Origin of the sequence: Mangrovibacter phragmitis, from assembly GCF_001655675.1 — a bacterium.
Lineage (GTDB): Bacteria > Pseudomonadota > Gammaproteobacteria > Enterobacterales > Enterobacteriaceae > Mangrovibacter > Mangrovibacter phragmitis.
The window spans coordinates 36,189-55,308 of sequence record NZ_LYRP01000050.1; the positions used below are offsets into that span (position 1 = coordinate 36,189).

A 19,120-nucleotide genomic window follows, 5' to 3' on the forward strand; every position below is an offset into this window, starting at 1 on the left:
GTTTTGGGGAAAGTTTTGGGGAAGAATTTTCGAAGCCATAAAAAAACGGGAACCCACCGGCTCCCGTTCTTCACTAACCTGCCACGCAGATTACATGTTCGCGATAATCGCGTCGCCAAACTCGCTACATTTCAGCAGTTTAGCGCCATCCATCAGACGTTCGAAATCGTAGGTTACTGTTTTGGCAGCGATTGCGCCTTCCATACCTTTAACGATTAAGTCAGCGGCTTCAAACCACTGCATGTGGCGCAGCATCATCTCAGCAGACAAAATCACAGAACCCGGATTTACCTTATCCTGGCCTGCATATTTTGGTGCGGTGCCGTGTGTTGCTTCAAACAGTGCACATTCATCACCAATGTTGGCACCCGGAGCAATACCGATACCGCCAACCTGAGCTGCCAGAGCGTCAGAAATGTAGTCGCCATTCAGGTTCATACAAGCGATGACATCATATTCTGCCGGACGCAGCAGGATTTGTTGCAGGAAGGCATCAGCAATGACATCTTTAACGATAATGTCTTTGCCAGTGTTCGGATTTTTAATTTTCATCCACGGTCCGCCATCAATCAGTTCACCACCAAACTCTTCGCGAGCCAGTTGGTAGCCCCAGTCTTTAAAGGCACCTTCAGTGAACTTCATGATGTTGCCTTTGTGCACCAGCGTAAGGGAATCGCGATCGTTTGTGATTGCGTATTCAATAGCAGCACGCACCAGGCGTTTGGTTCCGTCTTCAGAGCAAGGTTTGATACCGATACCGCAGTGTTCCGGGAAGCGAATTTTCTTCACGCCCATTTCTTCACGCAGGAATTTGATAACTTTTTCAGCGTCTGCGCTGTCGGCTTTCCACTCAATACCGGCATAGATGTCTTCGGAGTTTTCGCGGAAAATAACCATGTTGGTCAGTTCAGGGTGTTTTACCGGGCTTGGCGTGCCCTGGTAATAACGCACCGGGCGCAGGCACACATACAGGTCCAGTTCCTGGCGCAAAGCAACGTTCAGGGAACGGATACCGCCGCCAACCGGAGTAGTCAGAGGTCCTTTGATGGCAACACGGTATTCGCGAATCAGATCAAGTGTTTCAGGTGGCAGCCAGACATCCTGGCCATAAACTTTGGTAGATTTCTCACCGGTATAAATTTCCATCCAGGAAATTTTACGCTCACCGTTATAAGCTTTTGCGACAGCGGCATCGACCACTTTCAGCATTGCTGGCGTAACGTCCACCCCGATACCGTCACCTTCAATAAATGGAATAATCGGGTTATTTGGCACGTCAATCTTGCCATTTTGCAGGGTGATCTTTTTACCTTCCGCCGGAACAACTACTTTGCTTTCCATTCACCTCTCCTTCGAGCGCTTCTGGTTACTCTTTTGTTAATAATTTGTAATGGCGCGTCAATACTACCTGAATGTTTTACGCCATGCCAGGCACTTATGTTTACGTTATAATGCGTGAATCAACCTTACCTGAAAATACCATGAATAAAACTTCTTTTAGAAATCACCAGGTTAAACGATTCAGCTCCAAACAAGGCACCAAAAATAGTAAAACTGGTGGTCCAAAACGGCTTATTCTCTTCAATAAACCTTATGATGTACTCCCCCAGTTTACCGATGACGCCGGTCGCCAGACCCTGAAAGACTATATTTCCGTACCAGGCGTCTATGCAGCCGGGCGTCTGGATCGTGACAGCGAAGGTTTATTGTTGTTAACCAATGATGGGAAATTACAGGCGACATTAACGCAACCAGGCAAGCGAACCAGTAAAATTTATTTTGTACAAGTGGAAGGTGAACCTGATGAAGCTGCACTGGAAGCCCTGCGTAATGGCGTTACACTAAAAGACGGCCCAACCTTGCCCGCCGGGGCGGAAATTGTTACTGAACCCGTATGGATTTGGCCGCGTACGCCCCCTATCCGCGAGCGAAAATCTATTCCAGTCAGTTGGCTTAAAATCACGCTCTGTGAAGGCCGTAACCGACAAGTGCGCCGTATGACAGCACATATTGGCTTTCCTACGCTGCGCCTGATCCGCTATGCGATCGGGCCTTATACGCTGGAAAATATTCCCTGTGGGGAATGGCGGGAATTACCAGTCTGAATATAAGGAAAAAATAATGCTGAAGCCCCATGTTACGGTTGCCTGTGTTGTTCAGGCAGAGAATAAATTCCTGGTTGTTGAGGAAAAAGTGCGCGGTAAAGCCACCTGGAACCAGCCTGCCGGGCACCTTGAAGCCAGGGAAACCCTGGTTGAAGCCGCAGAACGCGAACTGTATGAAGAAACCGGTATCGTTGCGCAACCGCAGCATTTCTTACAACTGCACCAGTGGATAGCACCGGATAACACACCGTTTTTACGTTTTCTGTTCGCTATTGATTTGCCTGCAATATGCCCAACAGAACCCCACGACAGTGATATTGACCGCTGCCTGTGGGTGGATGAACGAACCTTATTGCGAGCCACAAATCTGCGCTCACCACTGGTTGCAGAAAGCCTGCACTGCTACCGCAAAGGCGAACGTTATCCGCTGGCATTACTGGGTGCTTTTAACTGGCCGTTCACAAAGGATGCCTAACGGTTCGGCGCGTGCTAGAATACGCCGCTTCGAAGTTGATAGTCGTGAGTATCTCCATGCCAGAAAGCCAGAAAAAAGTAATCGTCGGGATGTCCGGCGGTGTTGACTCTTCCGTCTCCGCTTACCTGTTACTGCAACAAGGGTACAAGGTGGAAGGCCTGTTCATGAAGAACTGGGAAGAAGATGATGGCGAGGAGTATTGCACGGCTGCTGCAGACCTCGCAGATGCACAGGCCGTCTGTGATAAGCTCGGTATTGAACTGCATACGGTCAATTTTGCAGCCGAATACTGGGATAATGTCTTCGAGTTATTCCTTGCTGAATACAAAGCAGGTCGTACGCCAAATCCGGATATTTTGTGTAATAAAGAAATCAAATTCAAAGCATTCCTGGAATTTGCTGCAGAAGATCTCGGTGCCGATTATATCGCAACGGGTCACTATGTACGCCGTGCTGATGTCAACGGGAAAAGCCAGCTTCTGCGTGGCCTTGATAGCAATAAAGACCAGAGTTACTTTCTCTATACTCTGAGCCATGAACAAATCGCGCAAAGCCTGTTCCCGGTAGGTGAACTGGAAAAGCCACAAGTCCGTAAAATCGCTGAAGAGCTGGATCTGGTCACTGCGAAGAAAAAAGACTCCACCGGTATTTGTTTTATTGGCGAGCGTAAATTCCGTGAATTCCTTGGCCGCTATTTGCCCGCACAACCAGGGAAAATTATCACCGTTGATGGTGATGAAATAGGTCAACACCAGGGGTTGATGTACCACACGCTCGGCCAGCGTAAAGGGTTGGGGATTGGTGGTACAAAAGAAGGTAGCGAAGACCCGTGGTATGTAGTGGATAAAGATGTCGCCAACAATATTCTGATTGTGGCCCAGGGCCATGAACACCCACGGCTGATGTCCACAGGGCTGGTTGCTCAGCAGTTACACTGGGTATCTCGTGAACCACTCTCTGCACCTGTAGAGTGCACAGTGAAAACACGCTATCGCCAGGAAGATATCCCTTGCACCGTTATCCCTCTGGATGAAAACCGGATTGAAGTGCGCTTTGCCACACCGGTTGCTGCGGTAACCCCCGGTCAGTCTGCGGTATTTTACACCGGAGAAATCTGCCTGGGTGGTGGGATAATTGAACAACGTATTCCTCTGTAAATCATTCCTGCTGCACAAAAGAAAGGAGTTTGCGTGGCTAAGCAATATCATGACATCACACTGGCGCTTGCGGGCGTCAGCCAGGCGGCAATGTTAGTGCAACAGCTTGCCCACCAGGGGCATTGTGACACGGATGCGTTACATGTCTCGCTAAACAGCGTGCTCGACCTGAACCCACCGTCTATGCTTGCAGTATATGGTGGTCAGGAAGCCAACCTAAAGCCAGGCCTTGAAGCGCTGCTGGGTGTACTTAACGCAGGCCAGCGCCATGGTATCGTCGCAGATATCACGCGTTATACCCTGAGCCTTGTGGTACTGGAGAAAAAGCTCTCTGCAAACGCGAATGCGCTGAACACCCTCGGTGAACGTATTCAGGGGCTGCAACGCCAACTGGATCATTTTGATGTCATGTCCGATACCTTAATAAGCGCGATGGCCGGTATTTATGTGGATGTTATCAGCCCACTGGGGCCGCGCATTCAGGTTACCGGCTCACCTGCCGTGCTACAAAGCGCACAAGTGCAGGCGAAAGTGCGCGCCACACTGCTCGCCGGTATCCGCGCTGCTGTGTTGTGGCGCCAGTCAGGCGGTAGCCGCCTGCAACTCATGTTTTCCCGAAATCGCCTGTCCACACAGGCACGGCAAATTCTTGCTCAATGTTAACCTCTCAGGAGTTACTACTGATGGAATTATCCTCACTGACCGCCGTTTCCCCCGTTGATGGACGCTACGGCGATAAAGTCAGCGCCCTGCGCGCTATTTTCAGTGAATTCGGTTTGCTGAAATTCCGCGTCCAGGTCGAAGTTCGCTGGCTGCAGAAGCTGGCCGCACACACAGCGATCAAGGAAGTTCCTGCTTTTGATGCAGACGCAAACGATTTCCTCAACAATATCGTTACCAGCTTTAATGAAGAAGACGCGGCACGAATCAAAACGATTGAGCGCACGACGAACCACGATGTTAAAGCGGTGGAGTACTTTCTGAAAGAAAAAGTCAGTGAAGTCCCTGCACTGCATGCTGTCTCTGAATTTATTCACTTTGCCTGCACATCTGAAGATATCAATAACCTGTCCCACGCACTGATGCTGCAAACCGCGCGCGCTGAAGTCATCCTGCCGTGGTGGCGTAAAATTATCGATGCGGTTAAAGACCTGTCACAGCAATACCGCGATATTCCTCTGTTATCGCGTACCCATGGTCAACCTGCCACACCCTCCACCATTGGTAAAGAAATGGCTAACGTCGCTTACCGTATGGAGCGCCAGTACCGCCAGTTAGAGCAGGTAGAAATCCTCGGTAAAATTAATGGTGCGGTAGGTAACTATAATGCTCACCTGGCTGCTTACCCGGATGTCGACTGGCATAAATTCAGCGAAGAATTTGTCACCTCGTTGGGAGTCCAGTGGAACCCGTACACCACGCAGATTGAACCACACGACTACATTGCCGAACTGTTTGACTGTGTTGCCCGTTTCAACACCATTGTGATTGATTTCGACCGGGATGTGTGGGGTTACATCGCGCTGAACCACTTCAAACAGAAAACTATCGCCGGTGAAATTGGTTCATCCACCATGCCACACAAGGTTAACCCTATTGATTTTGAAAACTCAGAAGGTAACCTGGGCCTTGCAAATGCAGTTATGCAACATCTGGCCAGCAAACTCCCGGTTTCTCGTTGGCAACGCGACCTGACAGACTCCACCGTGTTACGTAACCTGGGTGTAGGTGTGGGTTATGCGCTTATTGCCTGGCAGTCCACGCTCAAAGGCATCAACAAACTGGAAGTAAACCGCGACCACCTGCTGGAAGAACTGGATCACAACTGGGAAGTGCTGGCGGAGCCCATCCAGACGGTAATGCGCCGTTATGGCATTGAACAGCCTTACGAAAAACTCAAAGCGTTAACCCGTGGCAAACGAGTGGACGCCGAAGGGATGAAACAGTTTATTGATGGTCTGGAATTACCGGAAGAAGAAAAAGTTCGTCTCAAAGCGATGACTCCGGCTAACTATATTGGCCGCGCCATTCAAATGGTGGATGACCTGAAATAACCCCTCCGGGTGAACGCTGCCAACGGGTGGCGTTCACCCTTCATCACTGGCGTTTATAACTCATATTTATCTACCTCTTCGCTTCACTGAACCAATTTCAGCAAATAGTTACACTAATCACCCTGCACTACTGACCAGGCCACGTACAATCTCCCCATTATTTTTACCGGGCTGCTTTGCAATCAAGCTGTTTCAATAAATTCACCATATGTGCGAAAATGGTGAAAAGAGCAAGGCTGATTATGTGAAGTTATGAGGATTATCAATGCGCGTACTGGTTGTGGAAGATAACGCGTTATTACGCCATCACCTGAAAGTTCAGTTGCGTGAATTGGGCCACCAGGTCGACGCAGCAGAAGATGCTAAAGAAGCAGATTACTTTCTGAAAGAGCATGTGCCGGATATTGCTATTGTTGACCTTGGTCTGCCGGATGAAGACGGTGTATCAATGATTAGCCGCTGGCGTAACGAACATATCACGCTTCCTATTTTGGTACTTACGGCGCGCGAGAGCTGGCAAGAAAAAGTCGAAGTGCTTGGCGCTGGAGCGGATGACTATGTGACCAAACCTTTCCACCTGGAAGAGGTGGTCGCCAGGATGCAGGTATTAATGCGCAGAAACAGCGGGCTGGCGTCACAGGTGATTACACTGGCACCTTTTCACCTTGATTTGTCTCGTCGCGAATTATCCATTAACGACATCCTTATCAAGCTCACCGCCTTTGAATATACCATTATGGAAATGTTAATTCGCAATAATGGAAAGGTTGTCAGTAAAGAAGCATTAATGCTGCAACTGTACCCGGATGCAGAATTGAGAGAAAGCCACACCATTGATGTACTAATGGGGCGGTTACGTAAAAAAATTCAGTCACAGCATGCTGGTGAAGTCATTATCACGGTACGAGGCCAGGGCTACCGTTTTGAACTGGCACCATGAAACGCGTTTACACATGGTTATTTCCCCTTTCCCTGCGCCTGCGTTTTTTGCTGGCAACAGCGGCGGTCGTCACTATACTGTCGCTGGCCTATGGTTTTGTCGCTATCGCCGGTTATACAGTCAGTTTTGATAAAAATACTTTCCGCCTGCTTCGTGGCGAAAGCAATATGTATTACACGTTTGCCCACTTCAGGGACGGTAAACTGTCAGTTGATTTTCCCCCTGCGTTGAATGAACAAAGCCCAACACTGGCAATGATTTACGATACACACGGCAAATTGCTCTGGCAACAACGCCCGGTATCCTGGGTAAAGGATAATATTCGCCCGGAGTGGCTCAAATCTGACGGTTTCCATGAAATTGAATCCTCGCTGAGTGCCAGTCGGGCATTACTGAGTAATAACAGCAAAATGCAGGAAGTCTTACAAACGCTGCATAACGATGAAAGTAGAACCTCCGTAACTCACTCGGTCGCCATTAACCTCTATCCGGCAACCGCTACGTTACCACCGTTGACTATTGCCGTTGTCGATGCCATTCCAGTGGAGCTAAAGCGCGCAAATAAGGTCTGGAACTGGTTTATGTATGTGCTGGTTGCCAACATACTGCTGGTTATTCCCCTGCTCTGGCTCGCCGCGCGCTGGAGTTTGCGCCCCATTGAATCCCTGGCAACCGAAGTCCGTGAACTCGAATCCCGCCACCGTGAACACCTTAATCCTGAGACGACACGCGAACTGACCAGCCTGGTACGTAATCTGAACCGCCTGGTGACATCAGAGCGCGAGCGCTATAACAAATACCGCACAACACTTACCGACCTCACCCACAGCCTGAAAACGCCACTGGCTGTTTTACAATCCACACTTCGTGCCCTGCGCACAGAAAAAATGGATGTCAGCCAGGCGGAAAGCATCATGCTCGAACAAATCAGCCGTATTTCCGGCCAGATTGGTTATTACCTGCACCGTGCCAGTGTTCAGGGCAGCGGTGTATTGCTAAACCGTGAACTCCATCCGGTAGCACCACTACTGGACAGTCTGGCCTCGGCACTCAACAAAGTCTATCAAATCAAAGGGGTGGATATTCGGCTGGATATATCACCGGAAGTCGCTTTCATTGGTGAAAAAAACGACTTTATGGAAGTACTGGGCAACGTGCTGGATAATGCCTGTAAGTACTGTCTGGAGTTTGTCGAAGTTCGGGCCAGCCATTGCGATGAAGGCCTGGTGGTGGTTGTCGATGATGATGGTCCAGGTATTCCGGAAGCACGGCGGGCTGGGGTGTTCGAGCGCGGACAACGTATTGACACACTGCGCCCAGGCCAGGGAGTCGGGCTGGCTGTTGTTCAGGATGTCGTTGAACAATATGATGGGGATATTCACCTTGCAGAAAGCCACCTTGGCGGTCTGTCAATGAGGATATTATTTCGCCGCCAGGATGGTGCCGCACCCGAGTAACCCCATTAAAAATACGTTACAGTTCACCGTGCATCCTCGCCATCATCCGTTATAATCCGCCCAAGGTCATCGCCTCAGGAACATATATGGAATACCACGCAGATATAAACTGGCCCGATTTTATTCAACGCTACTGGCAAAAACGCCCGGTAGTGCTTAAACGTGCACTGAAAAACTTTATTGACCCCATTTCACCGGATGAATTAGCCGGGCTGGCAATGGAGAATGAAGTTGACAGCCGCCTGGTCAGCCACGATGACGGGCAATGGCAAGTCAGCCACGGGCCGTTTGAAAGCTTTGATCATTTGGGGGAAACCAACTGGTCATTGCTGGTTCAGGCGGTTGATCACTGGCATGAACCCAGTGCGGCATTAATGCGTCCGTTTCGCGCACTACCTGACTGGCGAATTGACGACCTGATGATTTCTTTCTCGGTACCTGGTGGTGGTGTGGGGCCGCACCTGGATCAGTACGATGTGTTTATTATTCAGGGAACAGGCCGCCGCCGCTGGCGGGTGGGTGAAAAAACGCCGATGGCGCAGCATTGCCCACACCCGGACCTTCTGCAAGTGGAACCTTTCACAGCCATTATTGATGAAGAGATGGAGCCCGGCGATATTCTCTACATTCCGCCTGGTTTTCCTCATGAAGGCTATTCGCTGGAAAATGCACTTAACTACTCAGTCGGTTTCCGTGCTCCGAGTGGTCGGGAATTGGTGAGTGGGTTTGCTGACCATGTATTGCAGCATGAACTGGGCGGTAAACGATTTGAAGATCCCGATGTTCCTGCCCGGGCTCATCCGTCAGAGATTTTACCCTCAGAACTTGATGGCATTCGTGCCATGATACTGGCACTGATTAATGATGAAACCCAGTTCAATAGCTGGTTTGGTGAATTTATTAGCCAGTCTCGCCATGAACTGGAGATTGTACCGCCGGAGCCGCCATACCAAAGCGATGAAGTGTACGATGCGCTCCAGCAGGGAGAAGAGTTAAACCGGCCGGGAGGGTTACGTGTACTGCGTATTAATGATGCGGTGTTCGTCAATGGGGAGCAACTGCATAGCTCAAACCAGCAGGCACTTTTCGCATTGGCAGATAACCTGGCAATTGGGAAAGATAAACTGGGTGATGCCCTGGAAGACCCGTCATTTCTGGCAATGCTGACAGCGCTGGTGAACAGCGGTTACTGGTATTTCGAAGCCGAATAACACAACAACCGCGCGCACAAAATAGTGCGCGCGGTTCTGCCGGGGTTTTTATTCCCCACGTTGTGCAGTCAGTTCAGCAATTCTCACAATAACGCTGACTGCTTTTTCCATACTTTCCAGGCTGATAAATTCATGTTTACCATGGTAATTATACCCACCGGTAAACAAATTAGGGCAAGGCAGCCCTTTGAAAGACAGCTGAGCACCATCAGTGCCGCCGCGAATCGGTTTAAGCACTGGCTCAACATCACAATCCAGCATGGCCTGGCGCGCCAACTCAACGATATGCGGGTGCGCGGCTACCTGCTCATGCATATTGTAATAGCTGTCTTCAATGGTCAGTTCGATATAGCAGTCCGGGTGCAGGCCCTTCCCCACTTTTTTCGCAATATCCATCATGCGGCGTTTGCGGGCTTCAAACTGTTTGCGGTCGAAATCACGAATAATGTATTGCATATCTGCCCGTTCAACCGTGCCTTTCATTGAATGCAGGTGGTAAAATCCTTCATAGCCTTCAGTTGTTTCCGGCGCTTCTTCCGCCGGTACTTCTGAGTGGATCCGCGCAGCCAGCGACAACGCATTCACCATCACCCCTTTAGCGGTCCCCGGGTGCACATTATTGCCCACAATTTTGATGTGCACAGACGCCGCATTGAAGTTCTCCGCTTCTAACTCGCCCAGGCCTCCGCCATCAACAGTATAAGCCCAGCGGGCATCAAAGGCCCCGACATCGAAATGTTTTGCGCCCTTGCCCACTTCTTCATCGGGCGTAAAAGCGACACGAATATCGCCATGAGGAATGTTCTTGCCCTTCAGCACAGCCAGCGCCGTCATAATTTCCGCCACACCTGCTTTATCGTCTGCACCTAACAGCGTTTTGCCATCGGTGGTGATCAGTGTCTGGCCCAGCAACTGATGCAGCACGGGGAACATTACCGGAGAAAGAATTTCATCGCCCATACCCAGCGCGATATCTCCCCCCCGGTAGTCCTCAACAATTTGTGGATTCACATTTTTGCCACTGGCATCGGGCGCGGTATCCACATGGGCTATAAACCCAATCGCAGGTACCGGTTGTGCCACATTTGCAGGTAATGTTCCCATCACCGTTCCATGCTCACTGAGCGTGACATTTTGCAGGCCCATTTCTTCCATTTGCGCTTTTAACAGCCGCAATAATTTCCACTGGCCCTCTGTGCTGGGCACATGCCTTACGCCCGGCTTTGATTGCGTATCCAGCACAACATACTGCAAAAAACGCTCAAGTAATTTATCCATGTAGTCACCCTCACTCTCTGTGGTTTCATTATCACGAAGCCATAAAAGCAAAATATTGTTTCAGGTCACTTTTTCCGGGCAATCGTCAATAAATAATCTTCTGGTTGTGGATCAATTACTGTGCAACCCCTGTCATAACAAGGTGCATTGATTAAACGTAGTTTAAATATGGTGTTTTTCACCTAAGCCAGGCCGAACAATCATTGGATGTAGGGGCCGTTTGCCGTAGAATGCCAGCCCTTAATCATGAACCCGACCTCAAGGTGGTTAACCACAAACCCCGTATCAGCACTGATACGCCATTTAGGGACTGAAGCAAAATTGAACACACAATCACGTTCGCTCTCACCGCTGGTGCAACTGGCGGGGATTCAAAAATCATTTGATGGAAAAACAGTTATTTCAGATTTATCACTCACCATCAATAACGGCGAATTTCTGACTCTTCTTGGCCCTTCCGGGTGCGGGAAAACCACCGTTCTGCGGATGATTGCCGGTCTTGAAACGGTTGATACCGGGGCTATTCACCTTGAGGACCACGATATCACTCAAATGCCTGCCGAGCAGCGCCACATTAATACCGTATTCCAGAGCTACGCCCTTTTTCCGCATATGACGGTGTTTGATAACGTTGCTTTTGGGTTGCGGATGCAAAAAACCCCGGCTGCAGAGATTTCCCCGCGCGTGATGGACGCGTTGAAAATGGTGCAACTGGAAAGCTTTGCTCAGCGCAAACCGCACCAGTTATCCGGCGGCCAGCAACAACGTGTGGCAATCGCTCGCGCCGTGGTGAATAAACCGCGCCTGTTATTGTTGGATGAGTCGTTGTCAGCACTGGACTACAAGTTACGCAAGCAGATGCAAAATGAGCTAAAAGCATTGCAGCGTAAACTCGGTATTACTTTCGTGTTTGTTACCCATGACCAGGAAGAAGCACTCACCATGAGTGACCGTATCGTGGTTATGCGTGACGGGAAAATTGAGCAGGATGGCAGCCCGCGGGAAATCTACGAAGAGCCGAAGAACTTATTCGTCGCGAGTTTTATTGGCGAAATTAATATCTTCTCCGCAACAGCGATTGAGCGCGTTGATGAGCAACGCGTGCGTGCCAGCGTAGAAGGCCACGAATGCCATATTTATGTCAATTTCCCGGTTAAGCCTGGGCAAAAGCTGAATGTTCTGGTGCGCCCGGAAGACCTGCGGGTTGAAGAAGTACATGGTCAGGCGCCGGCTGAGGGGCTGATTGGCTATGTTCGTGAGCGTAACTATAAAGGGATGACACTGGAATCCACAGTTGAACTCGAAAGCGGCAAAATGGTCATGGTCAGTGAGTTTTTTAACGAAGATGATCCTGACTTTGACCACTCGCTGGATCAAAAAATGGCTATCAACTGGGTAGAAAGCTGGGAGGTTGTGCTGGCAGATGAAGAGCTTGCGTAAATTCCAGAATATTGTTATTGCGACCATCGTGGGCTGGCTGCTGGTGTTTGTTTTCCTGCCCAACCTGATGATTATCGCCACCAGTTTTCTGACCCGTGATGACGCCAACTTCGTCAAGCTGGTTTTCACGCTGGATAACTATGCCCGTCTGTTCGATCCGCTCTATGCAGAAGTGCTGTTGCACTCGCTGAATATGGCATTTATGGCGACACTCGCCTGCCTGTTGCTGGGGTATCCCTTCGCATGGTTTCTGGCGCGCCTGCCGGAAAAAGTCCGCCCGCTATTGCTGTTTCTGCTAATTGTGCCGTTCTGGACCAACTCACTGATCCGCATCTATGGGCTGAAAATTTTTCTCAGCACCCGCGGTTACCTGAACGAGTTTCTGCTGTGGACCGGGATTATTGATACCCCAATACGCATTATGTATACCCCTTCAGCAGTAATTATTGGCCTGGTGTATATCCTGCTGCCGTTTATGGTAATGCCGCTGTACTCCAGCATTGAAAAACTGGATAAACCTTTGCTGGAAGCGGCAAAAGACCTGGGTGCCAGCAAATTTCAGATCTTTCTGCGCATTATTATTCCGCTCACCATGCCGGGTATTATTGCCGGTTGCCTGTTGGTGATGCTGCCTGCGATGGGGCTGTTTTATGTCTCCGACCTGATGGGCGGCGCGAAAAACCTGCTCATTGGTAATGTCATTAAGAGCCAGTTCCTGAACATCCGCGACTGGCCGTTTGGCGCAGCCACCAGTATTACACTGACACTGGTCATGGGCCTGATGCTACTGGTTTACTGGCGTGCAGCACGCCTGTTGAATAAAAAGGTGGAGCTGGAATGATCGGTCGCCTGTTACGCGGCGGTTTTATGTCCGCCATTTATGCGTATCTGTATATCCCCATTATCATCCTGATTATTAACTCGTTTAATACATCACGCTTCGGGATCAACTGGCAGGGTTTTACCACTAAATGGTACAACCTGCTGGTCAACAACGACAGCCTCATCCAGGCTGCACAACATTCTCTGACGATGGCGGTTTTCTCCGCCACATTTGCCACACTGATTGGTTCATTAACGGCAGTCGCGCTTTACCGTTACCATTTCCGTGGTAAACCCTTTGTCAGCGGTATGTTATTTGTGGTGATGATGTCGCCGGATATCGTCATGGCGATTTCATTGCTGGTGCTGTTTATGCTGCTGGGCATTTCCCTGGGATTCTGGTCGCTGTTATTTTCTCACATAACCTTCTGCCTGCCTTTTGTTGTGGTCACCGTGTACTCCCGGCTCAAAGGCTTTGATGTGCGTATGCTGGAGGCAGCCAAAGACCTCGGGGCCAGTGAACTTACTATCCTGCGTAAGATTATTCTGCCGCTGGCGATGCCTGCTGTTGCTGCTGGCTGGTTACTCAGCTTTACGCTGTCAATGGACGATGTGGTTGTTTCATCGTTCGTGACCGGGCCAGGTTATGAAATCCTGCCACTGAAGATTTACTCAATGGTAAAAGTCGGCGTTTCACCTGAAGTGAACGCGCTGGCTACCATTTTGTTGGTGCTCTCACTGGCATTGGTTGTTGTCAGTCAACTCATCCTTCGCGATAAAACGAAAATTCAGGGGACGTTAAAATGAAAAAATGGTCACGCCACCTGCTTGCCGCTGGCGCGCTCATGCTGGGTGCCAGCGCCGCCCATGCAAACGACAAAGATACAGTCTATTTCTACAACTGGACTGAGTATGTGCCGCCGGGCCTGCTGGAGCAGTTCACTAAAGAAACCGGTATCAAGGTTATCTATTCGACTTATGAGTCGAATGAAACCATGTACGCCAAGCTGAAAACGTATAAAACCGGTGCCTATGACCTGGTCGTGCCATCCACATACTATGTGGCGAAAATGCGCAAAGAAGGTATGTTGCAAAAGATTGATAAAAGCAAACTGAGCAACTTCCATAATCTCGACCCGGCTATGCTCAATAAGCCTTTTGACCCGAACAATGACTACTCCATTCCTTATATTTGGGGGGCAACCGCCATTGGGGTTAATACAGATGCCATTGACCCGAAAACGGTCACCAGTTGGGCAGACCTGTGGGATCCGAAATACAAAAACAGCTTGCTACTGACAGACGATGCGCGCGAAGTCTTCCAGATTGCTCTGCGTAAACTGGGTTATTCTGGCAATACCACAAACCCTAAAGAAATCGAAGCGGCATATCACGAACTGCAAAAGCTGATGCCCAATGTTGCGGCATTTAACTCCGACAACCCCGCTAACCCTTACATGGAAGGCGAAGTTAACCTGGGTATGATTTGGAACGGTTCAGCCTTTGTGGCACGCCAGGCGGGTACTCCACTGGATGTCATCTGGCCTAAAGAAGGCGGGATTTTCTGGATGGATAACCTGGCTATTCCGGCGAATGCAAAAAATGTTGACGGGGCACTGAAGCTGATTAACTTCCTGCTGCGCCCGGATATTGCCAAACAGGTGGCGGAAACCATTGGTTACCCGACACCAAACCTGGCGGCACGAAAACTCCTGCCGAAAAATATTGCTGAAGACAAGTCGCTCTACCCTGACGCCAGTACTCTGGAAAAAGGTGAATGGCAAAATGATGTGGGCGATGCCAGCCGTTTATACGAATCGCTGTACCAAAAACTGAAAGCCGGGCGTTAACGCTCAGTTATCCACCCGAGCCACATACACTGATGTGGCTCATTCAGGCAATAAAAAACCGCGTTCAACGCGGTTTTTTATTGTGCACAGAACACTGCGTCTCAGGCCTGCCTCAGGCTTTGCAGCAATTTGTCTACGTACTCCGGCACCACTTCACTTGCCAGCCCGTAGTGGCACTCTTCGAACTCGTTACCTACCTGGCTTGGCTCAAGGTTCAGTTCTACTGTGTGCGCCCCTTGCAGGCGTGCTTCGTGCACAAACCCCGCAGCAGGGTACACATGGCCGGATGTACCAATCGCGATAAAGTAGTCGGCACCGGCCAGTGCGTGGTAAATCTCATCCATACCCAGCGGCATTTCACCAAACCATACAACATGTGGCCGCAGTACAGCCGGAATTTGACAGCAATGGCAACGGTCCTGGGGCGTTACATCCTGGTTCCATTTGTAAATATGACCACTGTGGGAACAGCGTACTTTCAGGAGTTCGCCGTGCATATGAATAATATGCTTGCTGCCGGCACGCTCGTGTAAATTGTCGATATTCTGCGTAACCAGTAAGAAATTATCACCTAATTCAGCTTCAAGGCGTGCTAAAGCCAGATGTGCCGCATTCGGTTTTATGTCTGCTGCCTGAAGCTGACTTCGGCGCGCGTTGTAGAACGCCTGAACTAACTTAGGATCTCGTGCGAACCCCTCAGGAGTTGCCACATCTTCCACCCGGTGCTCTTCCCACAGCCCGTCGGCTGCACGAAAAGTACGGATACCTGATTCTGCTGAAATACCTGCGCCCGTCAGGACGACAACTTTTGGTTTTTCCATCGTTTCCGGTACCATTCTGTCTCTGAAAAAAATACGCTGTCGCAACCGCTCCCGGAGGCGACGCTTATTTTTTTTGAAACGACACTGTTGGTGTAAACGCCGCGATTGCATATCAACCCCTGGTTGTATTACTGAATGCCGGGCTGCGCCCTCTCCATCTTCACCCTGACGCACAGTTTTGCCACATTAAATCCATAGCAAAACAGTGCGCGACTTCAAAAACAGGGCCATTGCGGCCACTCATTGTTGTGGGTGGCAAGCGGCAATTCCGCTTCTGGTCTTCAGGGTAGAAGTCTTCGCCTCTCCCTGCAACTCCGTCTTTTTATTGCCCGCTTAGCACTCTGGCCGGATCTATCCGGCTGGCTCGCCGAGCCGGATACCAACTGGCTAACAGGCTCAGTACAATTGCGGTCAGCAGGACAATCACCACATCTTCCCAGTGCAGTTCCGAGGGCAGGAAATCAATGAAATAGATATCACCGGACAAGAAGTGGTGACCGATTAATTTTTCAATCCCACCAATGATGGCTGTCAGATTCCAGGCACCGAGCACACCGATTACCACCCCGCTCAGGCTACCAACTAACCCGGCCATCAAACCATACCAGACAAACACGGCGCGAATCAGACCATCTTTTGCGCCCAGTGTACGCAGTACTGCGATATCGCTGCTTTTGTCTTTTACCGCCATCACCAGGGTGGAAACAATGTTAAAGCAGGCCACGCCAATAACCAGCACCATCGCCAGGTACATAATCGCGCGGATCATCTGGATATCACGGTACATATAGCCGTAAGTACCAATCCAGCTTTTGATATAAACATATGCATTGGTGACTTCACCGGCATCCCGCACCAGTTTATTGGCGTGGAACACATCTTTCACTTTAATGGCGATACCGGTGACACTGTCTCCCATATCCAGATATTGCTGCGCATCAGCCATTGGTACCATGGCAAAGCTGTGATCAAGCTGGCCGCTCAGTTGTAAAATACCACTGACATGCAGGCGGATACGCTTCGGCTGCAGCAGTTTTCCGGCACTGTCTGAGTTGGGGATCATGATAGAAATCCAGTCGCCCTGATGAACTTTAAGTGCATCGGCCACGCCTTTACCCAGAATAATTTGCTGCTCACCCGCACGGAAATTATCCCATGCATGATTTTGCACAAATTGCGGCAAAGCGCTGATATGGGTTTCCTGCGCGGGATCCACACCTTTGACCTGAATAGCGCGCAGGCTGGTTCCGCTTTCTACCAGCCCGGTGAAGTTCACATAAGGGGCCGCGCCAACAATACCTTTAACTTTCTCAATACGCCCAAGAACAGACTTCCATTGCACAAAAGGCTGGTTTACCGGCTCAATTTCACCATGAGGAACAACGGCCAGAATACGGTTATCCAGTTCCCGCTCAAAGCCATTCATTGCACTCAGGCCGATAATCAAAACCGCCACACCCAGAGCGATGCCAATGGTGGATATCACCGAAATCAGCGATACCATGCCACCTTTACGACGCCCGCGGCTAAAGCGCAGCGCCACTCGCAAAGAAAGAGGCAACGCCATTAGCGGCTCTCCATAATAGTCAGTTCCGGGTTCAGGTGCCCGTCACGCATTTCCAACTGGCGTGACATCCGTTTTGCCAGGTGCAAATCGTGAGTCACGACCAAAAATGCGGTACCCTGTTGCCGGTTCAGTTCTCCAAGCAGCGCGAAAATGCTGTCTGCATTGCGGGCATCAAGGTTACCGGTGGGTTCATCAGCCAACACCAGGCGTGGGTTATTTACCAGTGCACGGGCGATGGCAACCCGCTGGCGCTCACCACCAGATAATTCAGACGGCCGATGGTGTCCACGATGTTCCAGCCCAACCGCCGCGAGCATTTCACGGGCTTTCAGTTCAATTTCAGCCGGTTTGCCTTTACCAATCAGCAAAGGCATCGAAACATTCTCCAGCGCAGTAAAGTCGGGCAGCAGATGGTGAAACTGATAAATAAAGCCCAGTTCGCGGTTACGCAACTCCGCACGCGCTGAAGAGGACATCTTACTCAGGGATTTACCACCAAACACCACATCACCGGACGTCGGTGTATCCAGCCCACCCAACAAGTGCAGCAAGGTACTTTTCCCTGAGCCAGAACTCCCGACAATCGCCATCATCTCGCCAGGTTCAATAGCAAAGCTCACGTTATGCAGCACATCAGTTTGCACCGCACCTTCCTGGTAGCGTTTGCACAAATTGTCGCATTGCAACAGGTTAGGATTACTCATAACGTAAAGCCTCAGCAGGTTGGGTGGCGGCAGCGCGCCAGGAAGGGTACAACGTTGATAACAGGGCGACAGCCATGGCAGCCAGCGCAATCACTGTTACCTGAACCGGGTTAATATCCACAGGAAGCGCGGCGCCATCCAGCATCGCGCCAATAACTGGCATCAAAGTATTAAGCTGGCTGGCGAGTAACACACCCAGCCCAGCGCCAGCCAGTGCGCCAATCACACCAGCACCTGCCCCCTGGACCATAAATACCGCCATAATCTGGCCGCGGGTCAGCCCCTGGGTTTGCAAAATCGCCACTTCGCTTTGCTTCTCCATGACCAGTAAGCCAAGAGAAGTAATAATGTTGAACGCAGCGACCGCCACAATCAGGCTCAACAGCAGCCCCATCATGTTTTTCTCCATGCGCACCGCCTGGAAAAGCTCGCCCTTGCGCTCACGCCAGTCATGCCAGACCATTCCTGCTGGCAAGGCCTGTTGGCTCAGAGTATCCACCGCCAGCGGATGATCCAGCCATAACCGCCACCCGGTAATGTTACCTGGGGGGTAGCGCATAACACGGGAAGCATCCTGAATATTCACCAGCATCTGGTAGCCATCGACTTCGCTGTTCGCCGCAAACGTCCCAATGACGGTGAACAGACGCTGGCTGGGGATCCGCCCCATTGGGGTGAACTGGCTGGCAGAAGGTACCATCAGGCGAACTTCATCGCCTGCGCGCACGCCTAACTGCCCGGCGAGCTGCTCGCCCAGGATAATATTGTATTTCTCTGGCGCTAACTGGTTCTGTTTTACCCCCACCAGGTAAGGTGTCAGCGGGTCAGACTGAGCGGGGTCAATGCCCAGCATCACGCCAACCGCAACATTCCGCGCACTTTGCAGGACGACATCACCGGTGGTTAACGGCGCAACCCGTTTCACCCCGGTAAGGTGCAATGCGCTGGCAGGCTGTTTTGCAGGGTTAACTGACCCGGAAGATGAAGAAATGACAACCTGAGGCATCAGGCCAAGTATGTTGTTTTGCAGTTCTTTTTCGAATCCATTCATCACAGAAAGCACAGTGACAAGCGCCATCACACCCAACGTAATACCGATGGTAGAAAGCCAGGAAACAAAACGACCGAAGCGGTCTGCTGCACGGCCACGCATATAACGTAGCCCGATAAATAACGCGACAGGTTGGTACATGAAGTCCGTCTGGTTGCGGTTTTCCAAAATTTTGAGGAGTATATAAG

General features: G+C 50.5%; 18 protein-coding genes. 12 read left to right on the top strand and 6 right to left on the bottom strand.

Annotation, left to right across the window (positions count from 1 at the left end; all coding sequences use genetic code 11):
* Nucleotides 1-90: 90 nt before the first annotated feature.
* Nucleotides 91-1,341, bottom strand: a complete 1,251-nt coding sequence (icd, locus tag A9B99_RS22340) for an NADP-dependent isocitrate dehydrogenase (protein ID WP_064601308.1) — start codon at nt 1,339-1,341, stop codon at nt 91-93.
* Between the two features lie 110 nt (nt 1,342-1,451).
* Between icd and rluE the strand changes: the two genes are divergently transcribed.
* The 8 genes from rluE to A9B99_RS22380 all read left to right on the top strand — a co-directional run bounded on the left by rluE (nt 1,452) and on the right by A9B99_RS22380 (nt 9,399).
* A complete protein-coding gene (gene rluE / locus A9B99_RS22345; protein WP_064601417.1) occupies nt 1,452-2,105 on the top strand; it encodes a 23S rRNA pseudouridine(2457) synthase RluE in 654 nt (217 codons plus the stop codon).
* A gap of 16 nt (nt 2,106-2,121) precedes the next feature.
* Nucleotides 2,122-2,580, top strand: a complete 459-nt coding sequence (locus A9B99_RS22350) for an NUDIX domain-containing protein (protein WP_064601309.1) — start codon at nt 2,122-2,124, stop codon at nt 2,578-2,580.
* 56 nt (nt 2,581-2,636) lie between these two features.
* The gene (mnmA, locus tag A9B99_RS22355; protein ID WP_064601310.1) at nt 2,637-3,737 is read left to right on the top strand and encodes a tRNA 2-thiouridine(34) synthase MnmA; all 1,101 of its coding nucleotides are present in this window, start codon (nt 2,637-2,639) and stop codon (nt 3,735-3,737) included.
* A 33-nt stretch (nt 3,738-3,770) separates the two neighbouring features.
* Complete coding sequence (gene hflD / locus A9B99_RS22360; RefSeq protein ID WP_036108351.1) at nt 3,771-4,400, top strand: high frequency lysogenization protein HflD; 630 nt, start codon at nt 3,771-3,773, stop codon at nt 4,398-4,400.
* 20 nt (nt 4,401-4,420) lie between these two features.
* On the top strand, nt 4,421-5,791 hold the full coding sequence (purB, locus tag A9B99_RS22365; RefSeq protein WP_064601311.1) for an adenylosuccinate lyase: 1,371 nt from the start codon (nt 4,421-4,423) through the stop codon (nt 5,789-5,791).
* 265 nt (nt 5,792-6,056) lie between these two features.
* Complete coding sequence (gene phoP, locus A9B99_RS22370; RefSeq protein WP_064601312.1) at nt 6,057-6,731, top strand: two-component system response regulator PhoP; 675 nt, start codon at nt 6,057-6,059, stop codon at nt 6,729-6,731.
* A complete protein-coding gene (phoQ, locus tag A9B99_RS22375) occupies nt 6,728-8,188 on the top strand; it encodes a two-component system sensor histidine kinase PhoQ (RefSeq protein ID WP_064601313.1) in 1,461 nt (486 codons plus the stop codon). Before phoP ends, phoQ begins: the two co-directional genes overlap by 4 nt.
* A gap of 86 nt (nt 8,189-8,274) precedes the next feature.
* On the top strand, nt 8,275-9,399 hold the full coding sequence (locus A9B99_RS22380; protein WP_064601314.1) for a ribosomal protein uL16 3-hydroxylase: 1,125 nt from the start codon (nt 8,275-8,277) through the stop codon (nt 9,397-9,399).
* Between the two features lie 48 nt (nt 9,400-9,447).
* On the opposite strand, the gene pepT is transcribed toward A9B99_RS22380, so the two are convergent.
* Nucleotides 9,448-10,677 carry a peptidase T gene (gene pepT, locus A9B99_RS22385; RefSeq protein ID WP_064601315.1) on the bottom strand — a complete coding sequence of 410 codons (1,230 nt, stop codon included), beginning with the start codon at nt 10,675-10,677 and terminating at the stop codon, nt 9,448-9,450.
* Nucleotides 10,678-10,923: 246 nt separating this feature from the next.
* Here pepT and potA point away from each other — a divergent pair, with 246 nt between their 5' ends.
* The 4 genes from potA to potD are packed head-to-tail and all read left to right on the top strand — an operon-like array spanning nt 10,924 to nt 14,789.
* Nucleotides 10,924-12,117, top strand: coding sequence for a spermidine/putrescine ABC transporter ATP-binding protein PotA (gene potA / locus A9B99_RS22390; RefSeq protein ID WP_074388857.1), 1,194 nt, complete (start codon nt 10,924-10,926; stop codon nt 12,115-12,117).
* Nucleotides 12,101-12,958: a spermidine/putrescine ABC transporter permease PotB gene (gene potB / locus A9B99_RS22395; RefSeq protein ID WP_064601316.1), complete on the top strand. Its 858-nt coding sequence runs from the start codon at nt 12,101-12,103 to the stop codon at nt 12,956-12,958. The genes potA and potB overlap by 17 nt, the downstream gene beginning before the upstream one ends.
* Complete coding sequence (gene potC, locus A9B99_RS22400) at nt 12,955-13,746, top strand: spermidine/putrescine ABC transporter permease PotC (protein WP_064601317.1); 792 nt, start codon at nt 12,955-12,957, stop codon at nt 13,744-13,746. Before potB ends, potC begins: the two co-directional genes overlap by 4 nt.
* Nucleotides 13,743-14,789, top strand: coding sequence for a spermidine/putrescine ABC transporter substrate-binding protein PotD (gene potD, locus A9B99_RS22405; protein WP_064601318.1), 1,047 nt, complete (start codon nt 13,743-13,745; stop codon nt 14,787-14,789). The genes potC and potD overlap by 4 nt, the downstream gene beginning before the upstream one ends.
* 101 nt (nt 14,790-14,890) lie before the next feature.
* On the opposite strand, the gene cobB is transcribed toward potD, so the two are convergent.
* From cobB to lolC, 4 genes are all read right to left on the bottom strand, one after another.
* Nucleotides 14,891-15,721: a Sir2 family NAD+-dependent deacetylase gene (gene cobB / locus A9B99_RS22410; protein WP_064601319.1), complete on the bottom strand. Its 831-nt coding sequence runs from the start codon at nt 15,719-15,721 to the stop codon at nt 14,891-14,893.
* Between the two features lie 211 nt (nt 15,722-15,932).
* The gene (gene lolE, locus A9B99_RS22415) at nt 15,933-17,177 is read right to left on the bottom strand and encodes a lipoprotein-releasing ABC transporter permease subunit LolE (protein WP_064601320.1); all 1,245 of its coding nucleotides are present in this window, start codon (nt 17,175-17,177) and stop codon (nt 15,933-15,935) included.
* A complete protein-coding gene (gene lolD, locus A9B99_RS22420) occupies nt 17,177-17,881 on the bottom strand; it encodes a lipoprotein-releasing ABC transporter ATP-binding protein LolD (protein ID WP_064601321.1) in 705 nt (234 codons plus the stop codon). The genes lolE and lolD overlap by 1 nt, the downstream gene beginning before the upstream one ends.
* A complete protein-coding gene (lolC, locus tag A9B99_RS22425) occupies nt 17,874-19,073 on the bottom strand; it encodes a lipoprotein-releasing ABC transporter permease subunit LolC (protein WP_074388858.1) in 1,200 nt (399 codons plus the stop codon). Before lolC ends, lolD begins: the two co-directional genes overlap by 8 nt.
* Nucleotides 19,074-19,120 lie beyond the last annotated feature (47 nt).